The sequence below is a fragment of the Halobacillus litoralis genome (assembly GCF_009856445.1).
Lineage (GTDB): Bacteria > Bacillota > Bacilli > Bacillales > Halobacillaceae > Halobacillus > Halobacillus litoralis.
The window spans coordinates 589,623-615,761 of record NZ_WMFA01000001.1 but is presented as its reverse complement, the minus strand read 5'-3'; the positions used below and the strand labels follow the sequence as shown (position 1 = coordinate 615,761).

Annotated in this window: 23 protein-coding genes; 4 read left to right on the top strand and 19 right to left on the bottom strand. The window is 47.5% G+C overall.

Features of this window, described 5'->3' with window-relative positions; all coding sequences use genetic code 11:
* Nucleotides 1–8: 8 nt before the first annotated feature.
* The 4 genes from GLW00_RS02845 to GLW00_RS02830 all read right to left on the bottom strand — a co-directional run bounded on the left by GLW00_RS02845 (nucleotide 9) and on the right by GLW00_RS02830 (nucleotide 1,955).
* A complete protein-coding gene (locus GLW00_RS02845; RefSeq protein WP_160911036.1) occupies nucleotides 9–305 on the bottom strand; it encodes a DUF4212 domain-containing protein in 297 nt (98 codons plus the stop codon).
* Between the two features lie 21 nt (nucleotides 306–326).
* The gene (locus GLW00_RS02840) at nucleotides 327–512 is read right to left on the bottom strand and encodes a hypothetical protein (protein WP_160911035.1); all 186 of its coding nucleotides are present in this window, start codon (nucleotides 510–512) and stop codon (nucleotides 327–329) included.
* 203 nt (nucleotides 513–715) lie between these two features.
* The gene (locus GLW00_RS02835; protein WP_160911033.1) at nucleotides 716–1,537 is read right to left on the bottom strand and encodes a peptidoglycan-binding protein; all 822 of its coding nucleotides are present in this window, start codon (nucleotides 1,535–1,537) and stop codon (nucleotides 716–718) included.
* A gap of 46 nt (nucleotides 1,538–1,583) precedes the next feature.
* On the bottom strand, nucleotides 1,584–1,955 hold the full coding sequence (locus GLW00_RS02830; protein ID WP_160911031.1) for a cbb3-type cytochrome c oxidase subunit I: 372 nt from the start codon (nucleotides 1,953–1,955) through the stop codon (nucleotides 1,584–1,586).
* Between the two features lie 114 nt (nucleotides 1,956–2,069).
* Between GLW00_RS02830 and GLW00_RS02825 the strand changes: the two genes are divergently transcribed.
* Complete coding sequence (locus GLW00_RS02825) at nucleotides 2,070–2,792, top strand: DsbA family oxidoreductase (RefSeq protein WP_160911029.1); 723 nt, start codon at nucleotides 2,070–2,072, stop codon at nucleotides 2,790–2,792.
* A 165-nt stretch (nucleotides 2,793–2,957) separates the two neighbouring features.
* A complete protein-coding gene (locus GLW00_RS02820) occupies nucleotides 2,958–4,379 on the top strand; it encodes a hypothetical protein (protein WP_160911027.1) in 1,422 nt (473 codons plus the stop codon).
* Nucleotides 4,380–4,594: 215 nt separating this feature from the next.
* Here GLW00_RS02820 and GLW00_RS02815 read toward each other — a convergent pair whose 3' ends face one another.
* The 9 genes from GLW00_RS02815 to GLW00_RS02775 form a co-directional block, all read right to left on the bottom strand.
* Nucleotides 4,595–6,547, bottom strand: coding sequence for a beta-galactosidase (locus GLW00_RS02815; protein WP_160911025.1), 1,953 nt, complete (start codon nucleotides 6,545–6,547; stop codon nucleotides 4,595–4,597).
* Nucleotides 6,548–7,498, bottom strand: coding sequence for an aldose epimerase family protein (locus tag GLW00_RS02810; RefSeq protein ID WP_160911023.1), 951 nt, complete (start codon nucleotides 7,496–7,498; stop codon nucleotides 6,548–6,550).
* Between the two features lie 14 nt (nucleotides 7,499–7,512).
* Nucleotides 7,513–9,021 (bottom strand): UDP-glucose--hexose-1-phosphate uridylyltransferase, encoded by a 1,509-nt coding sequence (gene galT / locus GLW00_RS02805; RefSeq protein WP_160911021.1) that lies wholly within the window; start codon nucleotides 9,019–9,021, stop codon nucleotides 7,513–7,515.
* Between the two features lie 15 nt (nucleotides 9,022–9,036).
* Complete coding sequence (gene galE / locus GLW00_RS02800) at nucleotides 9,037–10,026, bottom strand: UDP-glucose 4-epimerase GalE (RefSeq protein WP_160911019.1); 990 nt, start codon at nucleotides 10,024–10,026, stop codon at nucleotides 9,037–9,039.
* Nucleotides 10,023–11,195, bottom strand: coding sequence for a galactokinase (locus tag GLW00_RS02795; RefSeq protein WP_160911017.1), 1,173 nt, complete (start codon nucleotides 11,193–11,195; stop codon nucleotides 10,023–10,025). Before GLW00_RS02795 ends, galE begins: the two co-directional genes overlap by 4 nt.
* Before the next feature lie 17 nt (nucleotides 11,196–11,212).
* Nucleotides 11,213–13,429, bottom strand: a complete 2,217-nt coding sequence (locus tag GLW00_RS02790; protein WP_237417396.1) for an alpha-galactosidase — start codon at nucleotides 13,427–13,429, stop codon at nucleotides 11,213–11,215.
* 15 nt (nucleotides 13,430–13,444) lie between these two features.
* A complete protein-coding gene (locus GLW00_RS02785) occupies nucleotides 13,445–14,275 on the bottom strand; it encodes a carbohydrate ABC transporter permease (RefSeq protein ID WP_160911015.1) in 831 nt (276 codons plus the stop codon).
* The gene (locus GLW00_RS02780; protein WP_326315609.1) at nucleotides 14,272–15,237 is read right to left on the bottom strand and encodes a carbohydrate ABC transporter permease; all 966 of its coding nucleotides are present in this window, start codon (nucleotides 15,235–15,237) and stop codon (nucleotides 14,272–14,274) included. Before GLW00_RS02780 ends, GLW00_RS02785 begins: the two co-directional genes overlap by 4 nt.
* A gap of 433 nt (nucleotides 15,238–15,670) precedes the next feature.
* A complete protein-coding gene (locus GLW00_RS02775; RefSeq protein WP_160911013.1) occupies nucleotides 15,671–16,984 on the bottom strand; it encodes an ABC transporter substrate-binding protein in 1,314 nt (437 codons plus the stop codon).
* A 250-nt stretch (nucleotides 16,985–17,234) separates the two neighbouring features.
* On the opposite strand from GLW00_RS02775, the gene GLW00_RS02770 reads away from it, so the two are divergent.
* Nucleotides 17,235–18,446 (top strand): ROK family transcriptional regulator, encoded by a 1,212-nt coding sequence (locus GLW00_RS02770; protein WP_160911011.1) that lies wholly within the window; start codon nucleotides 17,235–17,237, stop codon nucleotides 18,444–18,446.
* A 44-nt stretch (nucleotides 18,447–18,490) separates the two neighbouring features.
* On the opposite strand, the gene GLW00_RS02765 is transcribed toward GLW00_RS02770, so the two are convergent.
* Nucleotides 18,491–18,862, bottom strand: coding sequence for a hypothetical protein (locus GLW00_RS02765; protein WP_160911010.1), 372 nt, complete (start codon nucleotides 18,860–18,862; stop codon nucleotides 18,491–18,493).
* A 222-nt stretch (nucleotides 18,863–19,084) separates the two neighbouring features.
* Here GLW00_RS02765 and GLW00_RS02760 point away from each other — a divergent pair, with 222 nt between their 5' ends.
* Nucleotides 19,085–20,020 carry an LCP family glycopolymer transferase gene (locus GLW00_RS02760; RefSeq protein ID WP_160911008.1) on the top strand — a complete coding sequence of 312 codons (936 nt, stop codon included), beginning with the start codon at nucleotides 19,085–19,087 and terminating at the stop codon, nucleotides 20,018–20,020.
* Between the two features lie 60 nt (nucleotides 20,021–20,080).
* Here the strand turns inward: GLW00_RS02760 and GLW00_RS02755 are convergent, their stop codons facing one another.
* From GLW00_RS02755 to hutH, 5 genes are all read right to left on the bottom strand, one after another.
* Entirely contained in the window at nucleotides 20,081–20,494 is a 414-nt protein-coding gene (locus GLW00_RS02755) for a hypothetical protein (protein WP_160911006.1), read from the bottom strand.
* A 158-nt stretch (nucleotides 20,495–20,652) separates the two neighbouring features.
* The gene (gene hutG, locus GLW00_RS02750; protein ID WP_160911004.1) at nucleotides 20,653–21,591 is read right to left on the bottom strand and encodes a formimidoylglutamase; all 939 of its coding nucleotides are present in this window, start codon (nucleotides 21,589–21,591) and stop codon (nucleotides 20,653–20,655) included.
* Complete coding sequence (hutI, locus tag GLW00_RS02745) at nucleotides 21,554–22,834, bottom strand: imidazolonepropionase (protein ID WP_160911002.1); 1,281 nt, start codon at nucleotides 22,832–22,834, stop codon at nucleotides 21,554–21,556. The genes hutG and hutI overlap by 38 nt, the downstream gene beginning before the upstream one ends.
* Nucleotides 22,834–24,498: a urocanate hydratase gene (gene hutU / locus GLW00_RS02740; RefSeq protein WP_237417395.1), complete on the bottom strand. Its 1,665-nt coding sequence runs from the start codon at nucleotides 24,496–24,498 to the stop codon at nucleotides 22,834–22,836. Before hutU ends, hutI begins: the two co-directional genes overlap by 1 nt.
* Nucleotides 24,482–26,023: a histidine ammonia-lyase gene (gene hutH / locus GLW00_RS02735; RefSeq protein WP_160911000.1), complete on the bottom strand. Its 1,542-nt coding sequence runs from the start codon at nucleotides 26,021–26,023 to the stop codon at nucleotides 24,482–24,484. Before hutH ends, hutU begins: the two co-directional genes overlap by 17 nt.
* Nucleotides 26,024–26,139: the final 116 nt, after the last annotated feature.

The window sequence follows — 26,139 nt, the reverse complement described above, 5'->3', positions numbered from 1 at the left end:
CCCCTATCCTATTGGTTAACCACTTGATTTTGATCGGAATCTTCTTTTGGTACCAGCCCGAATTTCTTATCGACGACGTCACTGATGATGGCATTAAAGAAAAGCAGTGCAATAAACGTAATAATAGCTCCCTGTGCTCCCATGTAATAGGGAAGAGGTATCCCCATCACTGTAAAGGACTGAAGACTTTCGGCAAAAAGAACAACTCCAAAAGATACGATTGCCCCGATAGCGAGATAGATGATGATCAAAGTCGTACGCAAACGGAAATACGCTTTCGCCTTCTGTGGATCCATTTTTTTCACAACGATTCACCTCCCTTTGCATTATCCTCTTAGGTTAAAAATGAACTGTACGGTTTCCCAGAACGGCATCGGCACCATGATGATCTTAGTAAGGGCGACACCGAAGAGCGCAATGAATGGTACAGCCAGTAGGAACGGCCGCTTCTTTTTCAGTGCGAAAACAACAGAAAGTACGGTTATAACGGAAAGAATAATCGGAATCAGCAACGAATCTACCCTCCTTTTGTGTAAGCGTTAACATAACAAGGTAAAAATTTTTGTGTGAATATTTAGATTTAACTGAATATTACAACTTTTATTATTATAAAATTCTCATAATTTGTCAACAGGTACGATATGACTAGACAAGTTTCGAGGATTTATGTAATTTCCTCTTATGCATCAGTGCGATTCTATTAAAAACCAGCATCCTATGAGGGATGCCGGTTTCCAAACATCTTCCGCCACGTCCGTGGTCCGACAACACCATCAACTTCAAGCCGGTGCTGTTGCTGGAATGTACATACAGCCGCTTCAGTTAATGGCCCGAAATGGCCGTCGTCTGCTATTCCGACTGCCCGCTGGATCCGTTTGACCACGGACCCTTTAGCGCCGAAGTAAATGGGATTTCCCGGATAGGTACGAGCGTTGAGCCTGTTTTTCGTCAACGGGCCGGCACTCCCATCCACTTCCAACCCTTCCTGGTGTTGAAAAGTTATAACTGCTTGTTTGGTCCGTGGCCCATACAGGCCATCGATGGGGCCTGGTTCGTAACCTAATCGGCGGAGCTTCGTTTGAAGATCACGGACATCCTGGGATTTTTCCGGCCATTCGAGATGGGCATAATCCTTGAAGCTAGACCAGTCTCCACCCCACTGAAAACCGAGTGACTTCGCAATATCCGCTACTTTACGCCAATCCTGATTCACCGTCCAGAGTGCTTTTCTCCCATCTGAACTGACCAGGAAAAAATCGACCGCGCGGCCGCTGTGGTGATTGCTTTTTCCAGGTGTGGCATAGGTGACGATGTTCCCGCTGTGGCCATATCTTTTCCCGTTCCAATAATAGTCCGGCCGTCCCTGTCCATACAAGCGGGCCTGCTCTTCATGCGTGCGATGTCCGGAGGAAATTTGTACAAATATTCCCTCTGTGTAGGATTGCTCGATCATTTTCCAAACCTTTTCTTGTACGATTGTTTGGACGTTCCCCATTTTATCCAGACTGCGCTGCTTCAAGGTTTCTATTGTAATCATAAAATCCCTCCCTGCTTCTATAATCGAAGCGGAGAGGGATTGGGTGTCAGGCTGCTTTCAAATTTTTCAACACATTGAACACGAAGAAGAAGATGCCGAGCGATGTGATGGTTGCGCCTGTCGCGACAAGGGGAAGCCACACGTCATTTTCGTAAAGGACGACTAAAAATAAGCCGAGTATCATGATCGGTAGACCGATGTTATGAAGCCAGAAATGAATTTTTCCAGATAAAGATTTCGCAAGGTCGGGAAAGAGATGATATAAAATACCCGCGAGTGTGAGGGCGGTCCACCCGAGCACATTGATATGGACGTGCACAGGTGTGAGTGCATAGTCGTGTGCACTCGACATGTAATATCCAATTGCAATGCCGATGGCAAAATAGACAGTTGAAATTTTAACCAACGTAATCCCCATAAAGTCCAACCTCCTTTTTCCCATATATACGTGGGACAGCTTCCAAACAGAATCATGGAATTCCGGTGATCAGCATCGTAAAATGGAGGAGAATCTAATGAAGAGGTGAACGCAATGAAAATAGAAATTTGGTCAGATTTCGTCTGTCCTTTTTGTTATATCGGAAAACGCAGACTAGAAGAAGCGCTGGAACATTTTCCAGGCAAACAAGTGGATGTCGTTTATAAGAGCTTTGAACTTGATCCGAATGCCGAGCGCAACACGGGAAGAAACATGCATGAGAAACTCGCGGCTAAATATGGCCGGTCAATGGAAGAAGCGCGTGAGATGACGCAGAACATGACCGAGCAGGCGAAGATGGTCGGCCTTGATTTCCACTTTGATTCGGTGGTACCGACAAACACGTTTGATGCCCATCGTGTCTCTCAATTGGCTAATGAAAAAGGATTAGGCAAAGCTTTTGCTGAACGCTTTTTCAAAGCCGTTCTGACAGATGGCAAAGATGTCGGGGATCATGAAACGATCACGGAGCTAGCCGTTGAGGTCGGACTTGATCGTGATGCGGTGGTTTCTGTTCTTGAAGGATCCGATTATACGGAAGCGGTTCGCCGTGAAGAAGCCGAAGCCCAGCAGATTGGTGTCCAGGGTGTACCGTTTTTCGTCATCAACCGGAAGTATGCCGTCTCTGGCGCACAGCCGACGGAGGTCTTCGTTCAGGGGCTTGAAAAAGCTTTTGCCGAAGAGGAACAGACGCCTGCATTTGAAGATTTATCAAGCGAGAGCGGAGCGGCTTGTAACGAAGATGGCTGTGAAGTACCTGGGGAAGAAAAGAAATAGGATGAGAGCCGTGGGGGATCCCACGGCTTTTTTTGTGCATTTATGTTCGTGGGGTGGCGATATCCACTACCGTTAGGACGCTATCCTTTTTTATAGAGAAGATTCCCCTTTCTCACCTCTCCCTGTATTGGTGAATAGCCTATATAAAAAAGAGGAGGCATTTTGATGGAATTGACAATGTCTCATTGGATTTATGGGCTGTTCACATTTCTCATCATCTTAACGATGATTTTCCGTAAAGGGGTCGTACTCCCCACTTTGCTTGGTACTTTTGTGGTCGCATGGATGTTTAATGGGAATTTAATCAGTGGCTTTGTGGGTGTCTTCAATGCCAACCTTGTGGCTGCGAAAGAATTGTTCAATATTTTCTTGATCATTACTTTTATGGTTGCCTTGTTACGTTCCTTAAAAGATCTCGGTGCGGATACCCGCATGATCCAGCCGATTCAAAAAGTGATGATCAACAGTCATGTATCGTTTTTTATTCTTGTCGGAGTCACCTATGTCGTGTCTCTTTTCTTCTGGCCGACTCCTGCTGTTCCGCTCATCTGCGCCCTTCTTGTCCCTGCGGCCATCCGTACGGGCCTGCCTGCGATGGTGGCGGCGATGACAGTGGCGCTTGCCGGCCAGGGGATGGCGTTATCGTCGGACTATATCATCCAGGTAGCACCAGAATTATCCGCAAAATCGGCAGGGATCGATACAGCGGGCGTCATGGATCAGGCTTTGATTTTATCGGTGGTTACAGGGATCGTTGCGATCGGTCTCGCTTATCTCTTCAATAGAAAAAGTTTCCGCTCCAAGGATGACCCTCATAACGAGCAGGAAATTGTTCAAATGCAGGGGCTCAAAGAACCAGGAGGAACGCCAAGTTCACGTGTTCATCTCTGGAGTAAAGTCTTTGCCATCCTCGTTCCTCTCTCCATGCTGGCTGTTATGATTTATATGGTTTCGACCAAGATTGGCTCGGGACGGATGGGTGGATTTGAAGGAGGAAGCGGAGCGGCTTTTATCGGAGGCGTTGCTGTCGTTTTATTGTTGCTTTCCAGTGTGGCCTTCGGAAAACATAAAGCACTCGATGATGTGAGTGAGCATATTACCGAAGGATTCGTTTTTGCCTTTAAAGCGATGGGACCTGTCATTCCGATTGCCGGTTTCTTCTTTCTCGGCAGTGGGGATTTTGCCAAAGATATTCTTGTGCTGCCTGCTGAAGCGGCCCCATCCTTTCTTTTCGACCTCGTCCAATCGAGCCAGGATTATCTGCCACAAAGCGCCTTTTTGACCGCTTTTAGCATTTTGATCATCGGAATCATTACAGGATTGGACGGCTCAGGTTTCTCAGGACTTCCGCTTACTGGTGCGCTATCCGCCTCACTCGCCAACGGAACGATTGACGCTTCAACCCTCGCTGCCATCGGACAGATGGGATCCATCTGGACAGGAGGCGGGACCATCATCGCCTGGTCGTCCTTGATTGCGATCGCAGGATTCTGCGGCGTCCCCGTCATGGAACTCGTCCGGAAAAACTTCATCCCCGTCATCCTAGGACTAATCATCTCCACCATCGTCGCATTACTCCTGTTTTAGTTTCCTTTATTTGGTGTACCAGGTCATCCATAATATGGATGACCTGGTACACCATTTTTTGGGAGGCTTTTATCAACCAAAAATCTCTTATATCAATTAAATTTTTGATATATCAATTAAATCTTTAATTTATCAATTAAATCTCGAATATATCAATCAAATCAACAATAGATCAAACAAACAAAAAAGTGCAGGAGCTTTCTCCTGCACTTTCCTTATCCCTTCACAATTCTACTTTCAAATGGCCCCAGCTTCTCCTTACCATACGACTTTTCCTTATCACTGTGATTCATCAAGAATAAATAGTAATCTCCACCGATATGACGGCGATACACTTCCACATCGCTCTCGGATTCGATTGTTTGAATGCCCTGGTCACTCGTCACATCAGAAGCAATTTTCTCCAAAGCCTCTTCACTCAAACCTCCACCGATGTAGTAGACGCTTCCTTTTCCAAACGTGTTCTTCGTCACGGCTGCATAGTCTTTGTAAAACTGATCCTGATACGAATAGAGGGTCTGTGCTTGTTCTGGTACAAGGAGGTCGCGCCAGACAGAAATAGACGCTGGTACCTCAGCAAACGCACCTTCCCCTTGCAATTCAAGCTGATGAGCGGCTGTCAGTGATTCGATTTCCTCTACTCGTGCACCGATCAAGTCGCGGACAGGTCCAGGCAGGACTTCTCCTATTCGCATGTTGTTGTCCTTGCCTTTCAGTCCGGCACGGTAGGAAAAGATGACCGTGCCGCCTTCTTCTGCAAAGGTACGAAGACGACTGGCAAGCGCATCGTCCATCAGCTGCATGACTGGGACCAGTACGACTTTGTATGTACTGAGATCACGGCTTGCCGGGATGACGTCGATGTTCGTATTCTTCCGGTAAAACGGGCGGTACAAACGCAGCAATTCTTCGTTGAAGTCGAAGTCTTTGCTCTGGATTTGTGAACGCCAGGACCAGATGTTGTCATAATCATAGAGTACCGCAACATCAGACTTGATTTCCGCATTCAACAGCTCTTCATGTTCTTTGATCTCGCTGAATAAGGATTGAACCTCTTTATATTTGCGGCCGTAGACGTTGTCATGATCAACGACACCGTAACAGAACTGTTCGGCGCCCTTCGTCATGCCGCGCCAGCGGAAGTAGAGCAGGTTGGAACAGCCGTGTGCGAATGCTTGATACGACCACATCTTCGCCTGATTCGGTCGTGGCAGATAACCGATGACATCGTGCCCCTGGGCTCCCATCAGTTCTTCGACGATCCAATAGTTTTGATCGAGCAAGCCACGATTGAAATCATGCGTCATCGCAATGGCCTCTGGAGGGATCGGTTTTTCGAGTCCGCCCCACACCGGATAGTTATCATACGAAACGAAGTCCATCGGCTTCACATTTTCTTCATGGTCAAACCATTTATCGAAAAATCCACCGGACACGTTGGTCGTAACGGTTTGATGGCTTCCCTTATGCTTCTTCACAATCTCGGTCATTTCGTGAGTGAATCCGTTGACGGAAGCAGAACGGAAGCGCGCCCACTCCAGTTTCAATGTCGGATTGTGAGTCGTTACCGTCGGTTTCGGAATCGGAATTTCTGAAAAGTCATTGTACGTCTGTCCCCAGAAAATCGTGCCCCATTCATCATTCAATTGCTCCACACTGTCGTATTTGTTTTCCAAATACTCATGAAACGCGGAATGACACTGATGACAGAAACACATGTCGCTTCCTTCATGGCCGAATTCGTTGTCAATCTGCCAGGAGACGATGGCTTCTTCGTCTTTATAGTGCTGGACGAGTTTTTCCGTGATCCCTGCCGCGTACTGACGGTACTTGTCCGAGTTGAAGCAGTACTGACGGCGGCCGCCGAATACTCTTGTGTTACCGTTTTCATTTTCAGACAAAATCGAAGGGTGTTTTTGGGCGAGCCAGGCTGGAAATGTCGCGGTCGGTGTCCCGAACATAACATCGAGGCCCTGCTGTTTCACTTTTTCAATCACACGGTCAAAGTAGGAAAAGTCGAACGCTCCTTCCTCTTTCTCCATGAGATGCCATGCAAATTCTCCGATCCGGACGATGTTTGCGCCCATGTCTTTGATGCCTTGAATATCTTCATCGATCATTTCTTCCGGCCAGTGTTCCGGATAGTAATCGACACCTAAATACGTCATTTATAAGCCTCCTGTCTCGATGTTCAACGTCCACGTGTACGAGCCGTGTGCTGGGATGTAGGAAACTTTGCCGATTTTTTCAGCAAGATACACATCATCGTAGACGCCTGTGCAAGGTTCCAATGCAATATTATGCTCTCCCCGGTAGCCGCCGCGCGTTTTCCAGACCCCAAGGTAAGGCACTTTCGTTTCAGGAAAGCGATACGTCAATTTTCTGTTTACGTCCGGTTGTACGAGCGAGCACCATCCTTTGGAAAGCGGCTCTGTGAAATAAAATTTCTCTGCCGTTCCCTCTTCCATAGGCTCGAGCTGACTCAGGTCAATCGTGTTTCCTGTTTTCGCTGACTTTGTCTCAGGATAAGCGTGTGGCGTTCCCCAGTCACCCAAATGCTGTGATCCTTTTTCCACATTCATTACTTGATTCAAATCTTCAGGTACTTCGATGGCTGTGTGTTCATTAAGATTGAGCAGTGCATGCGGCGTCCATATGAACGGAAACGGCTCATCACTCTTGTTGATCGCTTCATACTTGATTGTCACACCATGGCCGTGCAGGCAGATTTTCTTTTTCAAAGCATAAGGAAATTCAGGACTGTGAACCTCAAGCGAAACCCCATCGTGGGTCGCTTTATATTCCCACGGGAGCGTCCATACTTCTCCATGGTCGGGAATCTCCTTCCAGTCTGTCGGGTGAGGACCCTTGTCGATTCCAGGAAACATCTCGTCAAAACCGCTGGAATCATAGTTGGAAAAATCCGCTCCGTACGTGGGAATTTCGAGATTTGGACGATCGGTCTGATACAGCCATTCATAATCGGCTTCTTTATCAAAAAAACTGACCATTTTCCCTCCGTATCCCGGGAGGATCACCGCTCTTACACTCTCATTTTCCAATACAACGGCATCCAGACTCTTGAATTTTGTCTTCTGGTACGTACATACATCGACCATCGGTCACCGCCTCCTTAACCTAATTGTTTCATGAAACGCTGGAATGCTTCCTTCCCTTCTTCTGTACGTTTGAACACCCCTGCATGTTCCAAAACAGTGGAAAATCGTTTGCCGATTTCTTTCTGCATCTGTTCCCAGAGGGCTTGTTCTGATGTTGTGGTCCACTCGATCTGCTTCGCCCACGGCACATGTTTTCCGACCAATCCATCATTCACCGCAGCATCTAATTTTCCTTCTTTTATAAAACGGATCAACTGCTCCATTTCATCAACCAATCGTCCTGGTAGCACGGCAAGCCCCATCACTTCAATCAGACCGATGTTTTCTTTTTTAATATGATGGACTTCTTCATGAGGGTGGAAAATTCCCATCGGATGAGCTTCGTTCGTACGGTTATTCCTAAGGACGAGGTCAAGCTCATAGTGTCCCTTTCTATAACGGGCGATCGGCGTCACTGTGTTATGAGGTTCGCCCTCGGTTTCTGAGAAAACTTCTACTTTTTCATCCGAATACGTCCGCCACGATCGTAAAATGATGTCTCCGAGTTCAGATACACGGTCACGATCCTCGCCTTTCAGCCGAATCACGGACATCGGCCAGCGAACAATACCTGTCTCAACATCTTTGAATCGAGGAATCACAAACATTTCTTCCACTGGTGCTTTTGCCATCGGAAATTCATGGTGACCACCCTGGAAATGATCATGACTCAAAATGGACCCGCCGACGATCGGTAAATCAGCGTTGGATCCGACGAAATAGTGAGGCAGCTGATCTGTGAAATCGAGGAGGCGATCAAAGCCTTCTTTGGAGATCTTCATTGCCCGGTGTTCCCGTGATAAAACGATCGCATGCTCGTTGTAGTACACATACGGCGAATACTGCAGGAACCAGTGCTCCCCTTCGAGATCGACCGGGATGATGCGGTGGTTGTCTCTTGCTGGATGATCGAGCCTGCCTGCGTAGCCGACATTCTCTTTACAAAGTAAACACGCTGGATAAGAGGTTTGCTTTTTGGTTTTCGCCGCTGCAATGGCTTTAGGGTCTTTTTCCGGTTTTGATAGATTGATCGTAATCTCTAAATCTCCATATTCCGTCGGGCTGAACCAGTGCTTGTTTTTAGCGATACGGTCTGTACGGATGTAGTGGGAATCTTTCGATAGTTGATAAAAATGATCCGTAGCTGCCTGCGGTCCTTCTCTTTCAAACTTGTAATAAAAATCTCGTGTGATCTCCGATGGGCGCGGGACGAGGGTATCCATAATTTTCGCATCAAAAAGGTCCCGGTCCGTGATCGTATCTTCTTCGATGATCTTTTTTTCAACCGCATAGGAAAGCATGCGGTGTAAAATTACGACAGGAGTGGTGTAGTCCTCATCTTCAGGAGACACTTCTACGAAAGCGCCTTCAAGTTTGAACAAATGAAATAAACGGTTGCGGACATAATCCACATCCCATACCGAAATCATGCGTTTATGGAGTCCATAATGAATGAGATGTTCAATGTCTTGATAGATCGTCATATCCTCACCACCCTTTTAATCTTCGTACCCATTTGGGTGTTCCTGAAACCACTTCCATGCGGATTCAATCATCTTTTCGACCTCTGGATATTGTGGAGACCATCCGAGCTCTTTTCTCGCTTTTTCAGATGATGCGACAAGCTGCGCCGGATCTCCCGCTCGTTTCGGAGCGACTTCGGCAGGAATGCGGTGTCCCGTTACTTTGCGGACCGCGTCGATGATTTCTTTCACACTGAAACCCTGGCCGTTGCCGAGGTTGTAGATGGCGCTTGTGCCTCCTTTTTCCAAGCGATCGATTGCTTGCAGATGGGCAGCTACCAAATCTTCGACGTGAATATAATCGCGGATACATGTGCCGTCGGCGGTCGGATAGTCGTCTCCGAAAATCATGATTTTCTCCCTTTTATCGAGGGCGACTTGTAAAACAATCGGAATGAGATGCGTTTCCGGACGGTGATCCTCCCCGATCCGCCCTTTGATGTCTGCTCCGGCCACATTGAAATAACGGAGGACGGTGTACTGGATGCCGTACGCCTCTTCGGCCCACTTCAACATTTTTTCAATCGCGAGCTTCGTCTCCCCGTAAGGATTTGTCGGAAGTGTTGGATCGTTTTCCTGAATCGGAATCTGCTCAGGCTCTCCATAAACAGCGGCTGTTGAAGAAAACACAATCCGTTTTACGTCATGGGCAGCCATCGCTTTCAAAAGAGATATCGCCCCTCCAACGTTGTTATCATAATATTGAAGAGGTTTCTCTACACTTTCCCCGACCAGAGAGTCGGCGGCAAAATGGAGCACAGAGTCGATCTCATTTTCCTGGAAGATGTTGTGCAGGAAACTCTCATTCCGCAAGTCTCCGTCATAGAGTTTCGCTCCATCCAGTACAGCGGGATGATGACCTGTCTGGAGATTATCGACGACGATGACGCTCTCTCCCCTGTCCAGAAGCTGTGCGACAGCGTGACTTCCGATGTATCCTGCTCCTCCACATACGAGAACGGTCATATTCTCTCCCCCTCCAAACGTTTCGCTCCATCTCCAATTTCTACGACGTAAAAATCAGCTTCCAATCCTGTTTGTTCCTGGTAACGTCGTCCAACGGCTTCAATGAAGCCATCCACGTGCGTTCGTTTGACGATGCTGATCGTGCACCCACCAAATCCGGCTCCGGTCATGCGCGATCCGACAGCTCCTTTGTTCCAGGCTGCTTCCACGAGAGCATCCAGCTCTTTTCCTGTCACCTCGTAATCATCTCTCAGTGATACGTGGGAGGCATTCATCAACTTTCCAAACCCTTCAATATCACCGGCATTCAATTGATGGACCGCTTCGATCGTGCGTTCGTTTTCATAAACGGCATGTTTTGCGCGCTTCCGGACGGTCGCATCTTCTATGCTCGATTGGTGTGTTTCAAAATCTTCCACACTCAAATCTCCTAAACTATGAATAGAAACGACTTGTTTCAGCTGTGTCAGCGCTTGTTCGCATTCCTCTCTACGCTCGTTATACTTGGAATCAGCAAGACCGCGTCGTTTATTCGTATTCGCAATAATTAATGCATGGTTTTTGAGCTGGAGAGGTGTGTACTGATAGTCCAAGGTGTCACAGTTCAAAAGCATAGCGTGATCACTTTTCCCCAAGCCGATGGCAAACTGATCCATAATGCCGCAGTTGACGCCGACGAATTCGTTTTCCGCCTGTTGAGCAAGCTGAATCATCTTTACACGGTCCATCGATAAATCGAACAGTTCATCCAGCACGACCCCTGTGACAAGTTCAATGGATGCAGATGACGAGAGTCCGGCACCATTCGGGATATTGCCATAGAAAGCAAGATCAAGTCCTGTATCGATGTCATAGCCCGCTTTCCTGAAAACGTCCATGACGCCTTTCGGATAATTGGCCCAGTCATCCTCTACCTCATATACCAGTCCTTCCAGATGAGATTCGACAATTCCTTTGTCCGGAAAATTCATAGAGTAAAACCGGAGCTTCTGATCGTTTCTTTTTCTTGCAGCCACATACGTTCCTACACTTAACGCACATGGAAAAACATGTCCTCCGTTATAGTCCGTATGCTCCCCGATCAAATTCACCCGGCCTGGTGCAAAGAACATTTGCGCATCCTGTTCTCCGTTGAATTTCTCGTGAAAAACGGAAAGTAAATCTTCCATTTCGATTCCCTCCTTCTTCATTTTTTCTCTTTAATGACGAAAAGCTGAGACTGGTGGTCTCCGCTGCGCTCTGATTTTTCATGATTAGCCCCATTGAACTCCACACCAAGCGGCAGTCCGTGATACATGAGTTCGTCGCCATAAAACGTCCGCTCTGCTCCCTCTATTTCATACCGTTTCTCAGGATCCAGACCACGTAGTTTCACGACCTGGTCGTTCTTCGGATTCGGGAAATAGTGAGCCCGGTACCAGCCGACGACCGCATGATCTTTTTCCTCTGAGACGACTATCCAGGAGGTATCCTGATGTTTGAATGGGTTGGTCAGGCGATGAAATGTACCGGAATGAATCAAACCTCGGAGTGATTGAAACTGCTTGATTTGTTCTCTTATGATGACCTTTTCTTCCGCCGTTAACTGACTGGGATCGAATTCATACCCGAACGTGCCAAAATAGGCGACATCAGCACGGAACTTCAAAGGCGTGTTCCGGTACGTCTGGTGGTTGGGTACCGCGGAGACGTGCGATCCCATGCTGCATAACGGATACGCAAGGGAGGTGCCGTATTGAATCTTCAGCCGTTCTACAGCATCGGTATCATCACTCGTCCATGCCTGTGGAGCATAGTAGAGCAGGCCGGCATCAAACCGTCCACCTCCACCCGCACAGGATTCGAACAAGACATCCGGATACTTCGTCGTCAAACGCTCATACAACTCATAGACGCCGAGGATGTACTGGTGAAAAAAGTTGACCTGGTCATACAGATATTGGGAATAAGGTTCTGTGATGTTGCGGTTCATATCCCATTTGATGTAGTCGAGTCCGGTTTCTTCTATGAGAGAGCTCATGCGTTCGAACAAGTAGTCGACCACCTGAGGGTTGGCGAAGTCGAGCACCTTTTGATTCCGTTCGAGCGTCTGATGTCTGTGCGGTGGACCAACGGCCCATTCAGGATGCTGTTTGATCAGTTCACTTTCAGGACTGATCATTTCCGGTTCAAACCAGAGTCCGAACTGAAGTCCTTTATCTTTCACCGTTTTCGCAAGCGTCCCCATCCCGTTCGGCAGTTTCTTGCGGTCAACAAACCAGTCGCCAAGCGAAGTGGTATCATCATTGCGTTTTCCGAACCAGCCGTCATCGAGGACGAACAATTCGACTCCCAAATCCCTCGCTTCATCTGTAAAACGATCCAATTTTTCTTCATTGAAATCAAAATACGTCGCTTCCCAATTGTTAATCAGAATCGGACGTTCTTTTTCCATCCACCTTGGTGCAATTAAATGTTTGCGGTGCAAGTCATGAAACGTCTGACTCATTTCGTTCAGGCCGTTTTCCGTATATGTCAGAATCACTTCCGGGTTTTGAAAGCTTTCCTTATGTGCCAGTTTCCATTGAAAAGCCTGGGGATGGATTCCCATCGACAAGCGTGTCGCATCATAATGATCGACTTCAGCCTGAGCGAGGAAATTCCCACTGTAGACGAACTGCATCGCAATCGCCTCCCCGCTGTCTTCGGTCGTCTCTTCCCTTTTCAAAGCAAGAAAAGGGTTGTGCTGATGAGAGCTCGCCCCGCGCACGCTTCCGATGGACGAAATGCCGGGAGCGAGTGTTCTCGTTTCGATGTGACGTTCCCGGGCCCATGCGCCGGAAAGATGAATCATTTCATAATCCGCGTCAGGGAGGTCGATGGATGAAGACATCGAATGCTTCAACGTAACAGAACGTTCCCCGTTATTTGTGACCCGGTTACTTCTTGTGAGAACAGGCAGATCACGGAAGATCGTGTATAGGAGCTCCCACTCCACCTGCGCCTGGTCGTCTACGAGTGTGATCACGAGCGTTTCTGCTTCTGAATCTTCCGCAAAAGTCGCCGGTAGACCTTCTAGTTTTGGCTTTCCTTTTATAACCTGGTGATTTTTATATTGAAAATCAGAGACAGCTGCACCCTCTTGTTCTTCCAAAATGAGTGCTGGCGTACGGAAGTCTCCTTTTCCATAAACCGGAGCTTCCTGCCTGACCGTTTCTAATGAAAAACCAGGGTCCCCTTCGAACGGATGTGTCGTCGAAGGATTGGTATTTTCATAGTCTTGCAAATGACGGAAGTCCCGGTCACGGAGAGCTTTTCCATAGTAGAGATGACCGAGCTGCCCGTTTTTCATGACGTGGAAAATGTAGCTGATTTGTCCATTGGTGAGATGAAACTGTTGTGTTTTTTCATTAATAAAGATCAACGGCTGCGCCTCCTTCTACTCTTTGACAGACCCGCCAAGAATTCCGGAAATGAACTGCTTTTGCAGCAATAGGAAGAAAATCATGATCGGCAGGGTAGACAACGTCGTTCCCATCATGACCTGTCCATAGTCAATCCGTGACATCCCGACAAGACTGGAGAGAGCGACCGGCAACGTGTACATTTCCTGTGACTGCAGGACGACGAGTGGCCAAATGAAGTTGTTCCACTGGAACATGAACAAGAAAATCGCGACTGCGGCAAGCGCCGGACGCATGACGGGAAGTACGATGCGGAAGAAGATATGAAACTCTCCGGCACCATCGACACGCGCAGCTTCAAGCAGGGAATCCGGAATCGACTGCATGTTCTGTCTCATAAGGAAAATCGCGAATGGATAAGCGACTTGTGGAAGGATGACCGCCTGGAACGTGTTCAACCAACCGACATTTCCGAAGATTTCAAACAAAGGAATCAACGTTACGTGATATGGAATCATGATCGCTACCAGCAGCATGAAGAAAATCGCGTTCCGTCCTTTGAATTTGAACTTCGCAAACGCATAGCCCGCTGCCGTACAAACAATAGCGGAAATGGCTGTAAACGTGAGTGTAATGAATAAGGAGTTCCCCATGACGCGGATAATCCCGACGTTTTCATTCAGGTTCTTAAAGTTCTCCCAGCCATAGTCGCCTGGCAGGAAGTTCGGTGGAACCTTAAAAATTTCTCCGGACGGGTTCGTTGCCCCGACAAACATCCAATAGAACGGGAAGACGGAGATGATGACTCCAATGAATAAGAAAGCGTATAAAAGTGTTTTTTTAAGCGGACTGACCTGTTGATTCATTTATCTTCACCTGCCCATTTCATTTGTGCCCAGGAAAGGACCCCGATGATTAATACAAGAACGTATGCAATCGCGGATGCGTAACCGAAGTCAAAGTAACGGAAACCATTTTGATACAAGTAAAGGGTAATGGTCAGTGTGGCATTGTTCGGACCACCCTGCGTTAAAATGTAAGGCTCATCAAACAACTGCAGCGTCCCGATGGTTGATAATACGAATGTGAACAAGAAAATAGGCTTCAACTGAGGCACGGTAATGTAAAAGAACTGACGAACCTTTCCTGCCCCGTCCATCTCAGCCGCTTCATAAAGCGAGCCGGGAATGTTTTGGAGACCGGCAAGGAAAATGACCATGTTGTACCCGGTCCAGCGCCACGTGATTGCCGCCATCAAAGCGACTTTAGCCCAGAATGGATCGGACAACCAGGCAATCGCCTCAATACCGAAAAGGGAAAGCACATAGTTTGCAAGGCCGTAGTTTTCATCAAGAATGATCATGAAGATGATGGAAGAGGCGACCAATGCCGTAATGGCTGGCATGAAGAAAGCCACCCGGAAGAAGCTCTTCATTTTGACCAGTTGAGAATTAAGAGCCACCGCAATGACGACAGCTAGGAACAACTGGATCGGTACTTGAATGAGCAAAATGAGGAACGTATTCCCGAGCGCTTTGTAGAATAACGTGTCCTGGAACAATCGAATGTAATTATCCAGGCCGACAAATTCATACCCTGATCCTGCACGCGTCTGGAAACTTAATAATAATGACGAAATGACTGGATAAACGGTAAAGATCAAGAAGAAGGTAACGGCTGGAAGAATAAATAAGTACGGCACCGTTTTCGGTGTAATCCACTTCTTACGGGATTTAGGTTTTTGGCTGGACGGACCTGGTTTCTTAGATGGCTGCTTGTTCGTTTCGTGGTTGTCGTTTGCCATCTGTTCAGCATTCGTTTGACTCACAATGTTCTACCCCCTCAAAGATATTGGTCGATTCTAAAAGCGCTTACAAAATAGAGCGCTTAGACTTTGTTAATTAATTTAATTTACTTAATAGTAACATAGCCTCCTTCGTTTGTCTGCTCCATTTTCAGAAAAATCGCATTCATTTTTCCTTCTATAAATGCTCTTATTCTTAAAGGGCTTAGTTTGGAGACTTTTTTTTGGGGGGGATGGGGTGTTCGGGGAGCTGCAAAACTCCCGCGAGAAAGCGAGTAGCTTCCCAAGCACCCATGAGCTCAACCCTGGCAACGAACCCCGTAAAGTCTCGAGACTGAGTCTTTTCCAACCCTGCCATATACTTTAATAAAGACATGAAACAAAAAAGGTCGATCTCTGAAAGTGGAGATCGACCTTTTTTTCATTCTATTTCATATAGGGAGATCAGGGGGACGGATTAGTTCGTACTGCGTCCTGTCTCACTTTCCAGCTTGTCAGCAGCGTTTTGAAGCGCCTCCTCAATTGGCGTGCCATCAAGCAGGATGGATGCTTGAGTATCAGACATCGTATCGAACGCACGTGCATAATCAGCCGTGTAATTCGCTACAGGAATATCAGATACTTCATCCGCAAACAGTTGGAAAACAGGCTGATTGTTAAAGAATTCGGATTCCTGACTGAAGTAATCTTCTTCATATGTTGTTTCCAAGGATGGGAAGATTCCTTTTTCTTTAAGAGCCTTCATCTGCGGTTCTACTTCTGTAGTGAAGTACTCAACAAATGCATACGCTGTGCTTTGGTTATCTGTTGAAGATGGAATCATTAGATCAGATCCACCAAGGTTGGCTGCACGGTTGCCGCCTTCCTCAAACGCCGGCAGGTAGAAGACATCCCAGTTGCCGCTTTGGTCAGGAGCCTGGTCCATGATTGTACCGGAATACCATACGCCGAATGGAACAGTGGCCACTTCGCCGTTAACCGTTGCAGAAACGACACCGTCCCAACCGTTGTTGTTCAGGACAAGATCTTCATCATGCAAACGCTGGATTACATCAAAAGCTTTTTGTGATTCTTCAGAAGCGACATCAATGTTCCCTTCCTCGTCGAAGTAAAACGCTCCTTGTTGGTTCATCATCATACGGTAAAGCGCATCGTCCGCTGCCACATCGATAGGAACCATTTTAGTTCCTGTTGCTTCTTGAATGGTTTTACCTGCTTCAATGTAGTCATCCCACGTTTTGATATCATCCGGGTTGACGCCTGCTTCTTCGAAAATGTCTGTACGATAGAAGACACCGGCAGGTCCTACGTCCCAAGGAGCGGCAAAGAATTCACCGTCTTCATTTTGTGTGACGGACTTCTTATATTCCCCAAATTTATCTGCGTGCTCATCGTAACCGAGTTCGGAAAGATTAGCGATCGCATCCGGGAATTGATCCTGATAGTTGGCTAGACGATCGGACTCGACCATCACGACGTCCGGCAGTCCATTCCCACCGGAAGCTAGTCCTACAGTTAACTTTTCATAAACATCCAAACGTCCGATATCTTCCACGTTCACTTCCACATCCGGGTATTGTTCTTTAAACCCGTCAACAGCAAGTTCCATCGATTCAGCAGCTACGTTCCAGCCCCAAACGGTAATTTCACCGGCGGGCTCTCCACCTTCTCCACTTTCACTTGAGGATTCTCCTCCTGTTTCACCGGAACAAGCAGCCAGTCCACCAGCCACAAGGCCTACCAAAAGAAAACTCTTCAACCAATTTTTCATTCTGTCTTCCTCCCCCTTTTAATGATAGCGTTTTCAAAACTTAATAAAATAAATTAACTAACTAGTTATAAGGTAGCACAGAACCATATAAATGAAAAGAGTTTTTTCAAAATTAACTCTTTTAAAGGGAGGGCTGTTCTATAATAGATGCAGCGGAGACAGCATTTAAGCGAGTAACTTAGTAAAATAAATTTAATAAGTTACTTTTTGTGGTAAAATGGAAATAGTACAGCATAGTTGGAGGAATCGTATGAGCACGCACTATACTAGAGGCAGTTTTCAGTTGATGAAATCGATGAACCGCTCAATTATTTTAAATATGATTCGCGAGCATGGTCCGATCTCACGGGCGGATATCGCGAAGCAGTCGAGATTGACTCCACCTACAGTGAGCAATATCGTCAAAGAACTCATCCAGACACAATTTGTGATTGAAACGACCCAGGGCCAGTCCAAAGGTGGACGGAAACCGACATTACTTGAAATCAACGCCGATCATTTTTACATCATTGGTGTCGATGTAGGCACCTTTCATATGAACTTTGTCGTGACGAACTTATACGGAGAACTGAAGGATGTTGCGAAAAAAGACATCCCTCCTTATCCGTCAAAAGAAGATATTCTAGAAACGATGAAGAGCGGCATACGCGAATTTTTCACCTCCGGAAAGTGTGATCCGAAGAAATTCCTCGGCATTGGCATTGGGATGCACGGAATTGTGGATCCCGTGGAAGGAGTCTCTCGTTTCGCTCCATCTTTCCAGCTTTACGATATTCCCATTAAAGCAGAGCTTGAACACGAGTTTGATATGATTGTCAAAGTGGAAAACGACGCGAAAACAATGACGCTTGGGGAATATTGGTTCGGCAGTGGGAACGACGCCGATAACATGGTCGGCGTCAACGTCGGGAACGGGATCGGCGCTGGGATGATGATCAAAGGGCAGCTTTTTCATGGGGAAAACAATATCGCCGGAGAGATCGGTCACATCACGATTGACCTTTCCGGCCCGAAATGTACGTGTGGCAATTACGGCTGCCTGCAGACGCTTGCTGCCGGGCCGGCCATTGCGGAAAGAGCCCGCAAAGAATTGAAAACAGGGAAACCATCGATGATTCGCGACCTTGTGGATCACGATTTTGAGAAAGTGGATGGAAGGCTTGTCTATGATGCGGCCTGCGAGGGGGACGAGTTCAGCATTGAACTGCTGAATCAGACAGGAAGGTTCCTCGGCATCGGCTTGACCAACTTAATTCATACATTGAACCCGAAGCGGATCATTATCGGTGGAGGGGTTTCAAAGGCGGGGGACTTTCTGATGGATGGAATCAAAGAAACGATCCACTCCCGCGGGCTGACGAGTAAAGCAAAGGAAACACCGATCGTCTTATCCAAATTGGAAGAGCACGCATCAGCGATCGGGGCGTGTGTATTGATATTAGAAGAATTTTTCTCGAGGTAAGAAAAAGGGCCTCCCGGCAGTGTGAAGTTGTCGGCAGGCTTTTTTCATGGATTCGCTTGCATCTGCAGGACCATTCCTTCCAACACATGAATGTTCCTTGCGTTATACCGAATCCCTTTGTAATCAAAAACAAGAATCTGGCTATCTTTCACATCGAGAAGTTCCTGATAATTTTTTTCGGCCACGATCTTTTGATAGCTGATTGTGGCGATGACGTTCTTCCGGGCTAAATACACCTTCATTCCGTTCAATTGAGAGCGGATTTTTTTGTCTGGTGGTTCTTCATCATAAAAATAAACAAAATGCAGTTCATTCTCCATAGAAGATGTAAACTGTTGGATTGACCTCTCTGTCGCATTCTGTGCACATCCAACTAAAAGACCCAAAACGAGCAACAGCCCCAACCACTTTCTCAATTTACATTCCTCCAAAAGAATAGCTTATGCCACTATATGCCGAACCCCTCCCTCGTACCACACCTTCCAGAAAATAACGCACCAGGTCATCCATATTCTGGATGACCTGGTGCGTTAAAATTTACCAAAACCACCCTCTCTTTCTTTATGTATCAGTGTGTTTTTACATATATCTACAAAAATCGTATAATAGGATAGTAGTTTATAGAAAGAGGTGGGTGAATGGAACGCAGGGAACTGAAGAAAAAGAAAAGGCGTAAACGCAGACGTTGGAAAGTCCTCCTATTTGTAGTTGCACTCATATTTTTAATCGGAGGCGTTTATTTATATACCATCTATAATGAAGTACGTACCACAGTGAACCAGGATTTACACGAGGATGTAACGTCCATCGATACAGATCAAACGAAAGAAAAAGTAGATAATAAGGAACCGTTGAACATTCTCCTTCTCGGTGTGGATGAACGGGAGAACGATGTCGGCCGTTCTGATACGATGATTGTCATGACTCTTGATCCGAACAATGACCAAATGCAGATGGTCAGTATTCCGAGGGATACGTATGCAGAAATTGCAGGGGACGGACGTATGACACGAATCAACCATGCCTACGCCTATGGTGGGAGTGACATGGCTGTGAATACAGTCGAAAACTTCCTTGATATTGAACTGGATTATTACATCAGGGTCAATATGGAAGGGTTATCTCAAGTTGTTGATGCTGTGAATGGCATCACCGTCAATAACGACCGTGCGTTCACCTCAGGTAATTTCAATTTCGAAAAAGGTGAAATTAAACTGGATGGTCGTGAAGCGCTTGCTTTCGTGCGCATGCGTAAGAATGACCCGAATGGAGACTTAGGACGTAATGAACGACAACGCCAGGTCATCCAGGGAATCATTGATAAAGGCGCGCGTCTCGACGCTGTGAACAAAGTTGGTGACGTCATGGATGTACTCGGTGACAATGTAAGCACAAACATGCAGTTTGCAGATATGCGCAGACTCGTCACCAATTACAGCAGTGCCCGTAAAAATTCGACCACGTATCAAATGGAGGGCGACAACTTCCGGGAGAACGGCATGTATTTAATCGACATGTCTGATGAAGAAGTTCAAAAAACACATGACATGATTGTTAATTTCGGTTCTGAATAAAACGAAGCCCCCTTCTCTTCATGAGAAGGGGGCTTTTCATTTCAAAGACCAGCCGCCTGCTTAAGCCGCATCCTGGTCTTCCTTTTTAATAGCTGTATATTTTTTTATGGCTCTGATGATTCCAATGAAAACAAAATAAATGCCGCAAAACAGGAAAAAACCAAGGACACTGACAAGGGCATCCGCAAACTCCATGTTTCCACTGCCGGTTATTTTCTGCTGAATTTCCACCGCAAAAACAAACACAAGCACCATCGCAAACGTAAATAGAAACGAAATGGCGGTTATGCTCCATTTCGCTATGGCATGGAAAAGGATATCCACGAAAATAAGCCCGATGAGTCCCAGTACACCAATGACCCAAAAGTGAAGGTCCTTATCTGTAAGGTTCCACCCCATCATTTGCGTGAACTTCAAAATTACGTCATGCCAGACATTGACTACATCAGCCAATAATAAAATAACTTCTCTCATGGCTAATCTCTCATTCTCCCATCTCAAAAGCTAAAAACACATCACAAGATTAAACTAAAAATACCATAAGGAAGAACACTTGTATATGGTTTCTTACAAATACTGTTAGACCTGGTCATCCATTTCATGGATGACCAGGTCTAACAGTTATTTCCATATCACACATACATGTACCGCATCATAACATGAGCCGCAAGCCTGCTCGTCATATCCCTGAAATCTTTGGTTGGATCGACTTCTACGATATCCATGCCTTTGACTAGAGGGTGTCTGGAAGCAATAGATACACTGTTTAGCAGTTCTCTCGCCGTCAATCCTCCTGGTCCTATCGCTGGACAACCAGGTGCATACGCCTGATCCACCGAATCCATATCGACAGACAAATAGATGCAGTCACATTTGGTTTCCAATATCTGTATGACCTGGTCTGTTAGATTATGGATGCCTTTCTCCTCAACATCAGCCATGGTGTAGGTGTGGATGTTGTGGTTTCGGGCGTAATCGGCGTAGGCTTTGGCGTTGGAGAAGTCCCGGATGCCGATTTGGACGAGATCTTCACCACGGAGGACTCCTTCTTCGATTAAACTTCGAAAAGGGGTGCCGTTGGTCCGACCGCCATCATCCACGTTTCGCAGATCATGATGAGCGTCCCATTGGATGACTCCAACTCTCCCGTATTTTTCTTGAAAGGCGGAGATGCTGGGGAAACTCACGCCATGATCCCCACCAAGCATGACATACTTGGAACAAGCTTCGGTGTCGATCATTTCTTTCACACTCGTTCTAAGCCGCTTCCGCGTTTCTTCGTTATCCGTTGGATGCACCGGGACGTCCCCAAAGTCCAACACCTGCACATCCTCAAAACTCTTCTCTTTCTCCCCTGAATACGTACTGTAAGCCCCCAGCGCCTTTCTAATCGACCCAGGTGCTTCTGATGCGCCTGACAATGATATAGAAGTTTTAGATAAAGGCAGGCCGATGAGCCCTATATCCCCGGTTTTCCCAGGCTCGTAATACGAAACTGTTTCATCAACTTTCGTCGTATAACGATCTTTGAATCTAGCATCCCTGCCCGGGTTGAGGTACTGAAAAGACATGGGCGCCCCTCCTCTCCCATACCTTTCTTCCACTCTTCCATACCGCCTTCGCATGATTCGCCGCATAGTGATACGGGATGTATTTGTAATTCGGAACGTCCCACAAAACGACATCCGCTTTTCTTCCAACGCTCAAACACCCGGCCACATCCCCTCTTCCGATCGCATGCGCGGCATTCACTGTCACACTATTCCATATCTCTTCCGGGGTCATTTTCATTTTCAGCGCTGCGAGCGACATGATCATCTGCAGGTTGTAGGTGACACAACTTCCAGGGTTGAAATCAGTAGCCAAAGCGACGGCCGCTCCACGGTCGATCATTTTTCTGGCCTTTGCATAATGGTCTTTTCCTAAGTAAAAGGTCGTTCCCGGAAGTAGCACAGCCACCGTATCTCCCTCGGCAAGGTTGTCGATCCCTTCCTCAGAAGCGGCAACAAGATGATCCGCCGATGCGGCTCCCATAGAAACGGCGAGCTCTGTTCCTCCGAGTGGATCGATTTCATCGGCATGAATCTTCGTTTGGAATCCAAGTTCCTGTGAGGCTTTCATAAAACGACGGGACTGTTCAATGGTAAAGACCCCTGTTTCACAAAAAATATCCGTAAACTCTGCCAATCCTTCCGCACTGATTACAGGAAGCAGGCGGATCATTTCCTCAAGAAACGCTCCCTCCTTTCCCTTATACTCCGGCGGAATCGCATGAGGACCTAAAAAAGTCGACACTAAATCGAGGAGGCTTTCTTCATTCAATCGTTTGACGACACGAAGCTGCTTCAACTCTGCTTCCCGCTCAAGTCCGTAACCGCTCTTCGCTTCAAGCGTCGTCACTCCATGGGCAGCTATCTGTTCCAGCGTCTGTTTTGCTTTTTCGTAAAGGCCATCCTCACTCTCTGCCCTAGTGGCTTCCACCGTTGATAAAATCCCGCCTCCCTGCTTCAGAATCTCCAAATAAGGGACACCGGCCTGCTTCAACGCCAGCTCATTTTCCCGTGAACCTCCGAAAACGAGGTGGGTGTGCGGATCGACGAGACCAGGTGTTACAGTTTTTTCCATCGCATCGACTCGCTCGCTGGCTTTGAGTTTTTGCGCTTCTTCATTTGTGCCTATCCAGGCTACTTTACCCTCATGAAAAGCAATCGCCATGTTTTCCTTCACTTCCAACTGCTTCATCGCATCCCCTTTTAAAGGACCTTCTGCAGGCAGGATCAGCTGTCCGATATTTTCAATCAGCGTGTCGTACATCACTGTCCCCTCCTTTTCATCGGGATATCAATCTCATGCTTATCCGCTTCTTCGACCGCCTTCTCATAACCGGCGTCCGCGTGACGGAGTATGCCCATGCCTGGATCTGTCGTGAGGACACGTTCCAGTCTTTCTTTCGCAAGGTCGGTGCCATCGGCCACAACGACCATCCCCGCATGTAGCGAGTACCCCATACCAACACCGCCACCATGATGGAACGAAATCCATGAACCGCCGGCTGCTGTATTAATGAGTGCGTTCAGCACCGCCCAGTCCCCGACCGCATCACTGCCATCCAGCATCGATTCGGTTTCTCTGTTCGGTGAAGCGACGGATCCACAATCGAGATGATCCCTGCCGATGACCACCGGGGCACTCAACTCCCCTTTTTTCACAAGCTCATTGATCGCCAGCCCCATCTTCTTCCGCTCCCCGTATCCGAGCCAGCAAATCCTTGATGGAAGTCCTTGAAACTGGACTTTTTCCTGTGCCATGTCGATCCATCTCAACAGCTTCTCATTTTCAGGAAAAAGCTCTTTGATAAGCTGGTCGGTGCGGTAGATATCTTTCGGATCTCCAGACAAAGCGGCCCATCGGAACGGCCCTTTCCCTTCGCAGAACAACGGCCGGATGTAGGCGGGAACGAAACCGGGGAAATCGAACGCATCGTCTACCCCTTCTTCCAGTGCGACTTGACGGATGTTGTTGCCATAGTCAAAAACGACGCTGCCTTTTCTTTGAAACTGAAGCATGATCTCTACGTGTCTGGCCATGGATTTCGATGAGAGACGCACATATTCGTCTGGATCTTTTTTTCTCAAAACAGCTGCTTCTTCCAGCGAATATCCTACAGGTACATAGCCATTCAGGGGATCATGGGCAGATGTTTGGTCTGTGACAATATCGATCTCCAACCCACTTTGCAAAAGTCGTTCATGCATTTCTGCCGCATTACCTAAAAGAGCGATTGAAAGAGCCTCTCCGTTCGCCTTCGCTTCCTTCGCCCACATAACTGCCTCATCCATAGACGCTGTACTCACATCGCAGTAGCCGGAATCCAGGCGCTTGGAAATCCGGTCGGGATCCACTTCGACAGCGATGACGACTCCGCCGTTCATCGTGACTGCAAGCGGTTGAGCTCCTCCCATACCTCCAAGACCTGCCGTTAATGTAATCGTTCCTTTCATTGACCCTCCAAAATGTTTTTCAGCAAGGGATGCGAACGTTTCATACGTTCCTTGTAAAATGCCCTGGGATCCAATGTAGATCCAGCTGCCTGCCGTCATTTGACCGTACATCATCAGCCCCTTTTGATCGAGCTCATGGAAATGCTGCCAATTCGCCCACTTCGGAACCAGCACGGAATTTGAGAGCAGCACTCTCGGCGCGTTCTCATGCGTTTTAAAAATACCCACAGGTTTCCCGGATTGGACGAGCATTGTTTCATCTTTTTCCAAACGCTTCAATGTTGCTACGAGCGCATCAAAAGCTTCCCAATTCCTTGCCGCTTTACCGATACCCCCGTAGACAACAAGTTCCTCCGGGATTTCTGCGACCTCCGGATCAAGGTTGTTGCAGAGCATCCTTAAGACCGCTTCCTGTTCCCATCCTTTACATTCCAACTGAATGCCTGTTTTGGCTTTCACTTTACGTGTAATCGACATACGTTTCTCCTCCTTCATGAACGGATCTCCACTTTTTCCAGTCAAAAGCACTCTCCTTCAACCATTGCTCCACGTTTTCGATATCTTTGGAAAACACGCGGTCCTGCGTGACTTTCGGTACGACAGTCCTTGCCGATTTCCAAAGGTCCTGGGCCAGTACCGATGCGCGCTCAATCCCTCTCAGCTCCAGTGCCTGCAGACTGCAGATCAACTCGATCGCTACCACTTTTGTCGCGTTGTCGATGACCATGGCCGCGTGCCGGGCTGCCGTTGTCCCCATGCTCACATGATCTTCCTGATTCGCAGACGATGGAATCGAGTCGACACTTGCCGGATGGGCGAGCGTTTTATTTTCAGAAACTAACGATGCGGCCACATACTGTACGATCATCAACCCTGACTCCAATCCTGGATTCGCGCTGAGAAACGGGGGAAAGTCGTTTAACTGCGGATTGACAAGACGTTCGATCCGGCGCTCCGAAATATTGGCCAGTTCACTCATTGCTATTTTTAAAAAGTCCATCGCAAAAGCAATCGGCTGGCCATGGAAATTGCCACCGGATACGACCACTTTTCCACCCTCCAAAAGCAGCGGATTGTCTGTCGCAGCATTCATCTCAATCGTCAACTTTTCCCGTACGTAATGCAGCGTCTGCCACGTGGCTCCGTGCACTTGTGGAATGCATCGTAAAGAATAAGCGTCCTGCACCCTTTTTTCTCCTTGAAAAGTGACAAGATGACTGCCGTTGATCAAATGGCGCATACGCTCGGCGACAGCCATTTGTTCCGGGTAACCGCGCGCTTCATGGATGCTTGGATGAAAGGCGTCCCGAATGCCTTCGAGCGCTTGCAGTGTAAGACTTGCCACCCAGTCACACTGTAAGGCCAGCCGCTCCGCTTCGATGTAACTGATGACTCCGACTGCTGTCATCGCCTGGGTTCCGTTAATGAGCGCAAGGCCTTCTTTCGCCTTCAACGATAACGGCTTCAACGAAAGCCTCTGCAAAATATCTTTCGTTGCATGCCGGCCTCCTTCATAAAAAACTTCTCCTTCTCCCATAAGTACGAGCGCCAAATGGGCGAGTGGAGCCAAGTCGCCGGAAGCCCCGAGTGATCCTTGTGAGGGAATGACCGGGTGGACGTTAAGATTAACGAGCTCACACAGTCTCTGTACAAGCACTTCCCGGACGCCCGAATAACCTTTCATAAGAGCATTCAACCGGAGCACCATCATGGCGCGACTCACTTTTTCAGAAAAAGGTGCTCCCACCCCGCACGCATGTGAACGGATCAGGTGTTGCTGCAGGCTGTCAACGTCTTCAGCAGCAATTCGGACATCACTCAATTTTCCGAACCCTGTGTTGATGCCGTAGACCGAATGCCCTCTGGTCACGATTTCTTCGACGGTTTCCCTGCTTGCTCTGACGTCAATCAGACTCGTTTTTGCTAAGCTGATTTTGGCGTTTTCAAAACAAATCTCTTTCATCTGTTCAATCGATAAGTCTCTTCCATTTAATTCGATCATCCACAATCCCCCTTTCACACGAAAAGATTCTGGTGGATTTTCTACAAAAAGAGGCGACAATGGCATAGGAAATACCATTGTCGCCCCCTCATCGCTCATGACTATAGGCCACCTAT

What these genes read in the sequence shown, in the direction of transcription:
- hutU (WP_237417395.1), bottom strand. Translation starts at nt 24,498, where the DNA reads ATGTCGATTACACGTAAAGTGAAAGCCAAAACAGGCATTCAGTTGGAA.
- GLW00_RS02775 (WP_160911013.1), bottom strand. Translation starts at nt 16,984, where the DNA reads ATGAAAAATTGGTTGAAGAGTTTTCTTTTGGTAGGCCTTGTGGCTGGT.
- GLW00_RS02760 (WP_160911008.1), top strand. Translation starts at nt 19,085, where the DNA reads ATGGAACGCAGGGAACTGAAGAAAAAGAAAAGGCGTAAACGCAGACGT.
- GLW00_RS02810 (WP_160911023.1), bottom strand. Translation starts at nt 7,498, where the DNA reads ATGGTCGATGTATGTACGTACCAGAAGACAAAATTCAAGAGTCTGGAT.
- GLW00_RS02830 (WP_160911031.1), bottom strand. Translation starts at nt 1,955, where the DNA reads ATGGGGATTACGTTGGTTAAAATTTCAACTGTCTATTTTGCCATCGGC.
- hutG (WP_160911004.1), bottom strand. Translation starts at nt 21,591, where the DNA reads ATGTCTTTTCAGTACCTCAACCCGGGCAGGGATGCTAGATTCAAAGAT.
- galE (WP_160911019.1), bottom strand. Translation starts at nt 10,026, where the DNA reads ATGACCGTTCTCGTATGTGGAGGAGCAGGATACATCGGAAGTCACGCT.
- GLW00_RS02835 (WP_160911033.1), bottom strand. Translation starts at nt 1,537, where the DNA reads ATGATTACAATAGAAACCTTGAAGCAGCGCAGTCTGGATAAAATGGGG.
- GLW00_RS02820 (WP_160911027.1), top strand. Translation starts at nt 2,958, where the DNA reads ATGGAATTGACAATGTCTCATTGGATTTATGGGCTGTTCACATTTCTC.
- GLW00_RS02785 (WP_160911015.1), bottom strand. Translation starts at nt 14,275, where the DNA reads ATGAATCAACAGGTCAGTCCGCTTAAAAAAACACTTTTATACGCTTTC.
- GLW00_RS02815 (WP_160911025.1), bottom strand. Translation starts at nt 6,547, where the DNA reads ATGACGTATTTAGGTGTCGATTACTATCCGGAACACTGGCCGGAAGAA.
- hutH (WP_160911000.1), bottom strand. Translation starts at nt 26,023, where the DNA reads ATGATCGAATTAAATGGAAGAGACTTATCGATTGAACAGATGAAAGAG.
- GLW00_RS02755 (WP_160911006.1), bottom strand. Translation starts at nt 20,494, where the DNA reads ATGAGAGAAGTTATTTTATTATTGGCTGATGTAGTCAATGTCTGGCAT.
- galT (WP_160911021.1), bottom strand. Translation starts at nt 9,021, where the DNA reads ATGACGATCTATCAAGACATTGAACATCTCATTCATTATGGACTCCAT.
- GLW00_RS02770 (WP_160911011.1), top strand. Translation starts at nt 17,235, where the DNA reads ATGAGCACGCACTATACTAGAGGCAGTTTTCAGTTGATGAAATCGATG.
- GLW00_RS02825 (WP_160911029.1), top strand. Translation starts at nt 2,070, where the DNA reads ATGAAAATAGAAATTTGGTCAGATTTCGTCTGTCCTTTTTGTTATATC.
- GLW00_RS02795 (WP_160911017.1), bottom strand. Translation starts at nt 11,195, where the DNA reads ATGGAAGATTTACTTTCCGTTTTTCACGAGAAATTCAACGGAGAACAG.
- hutI (WP_160911002.1), bottom strand. Translation starts at nt 22,834, where the DNA reads ATGTACGACACGCTGATTGAAAATATCGGACAGCTGATCCTGCCTGCA.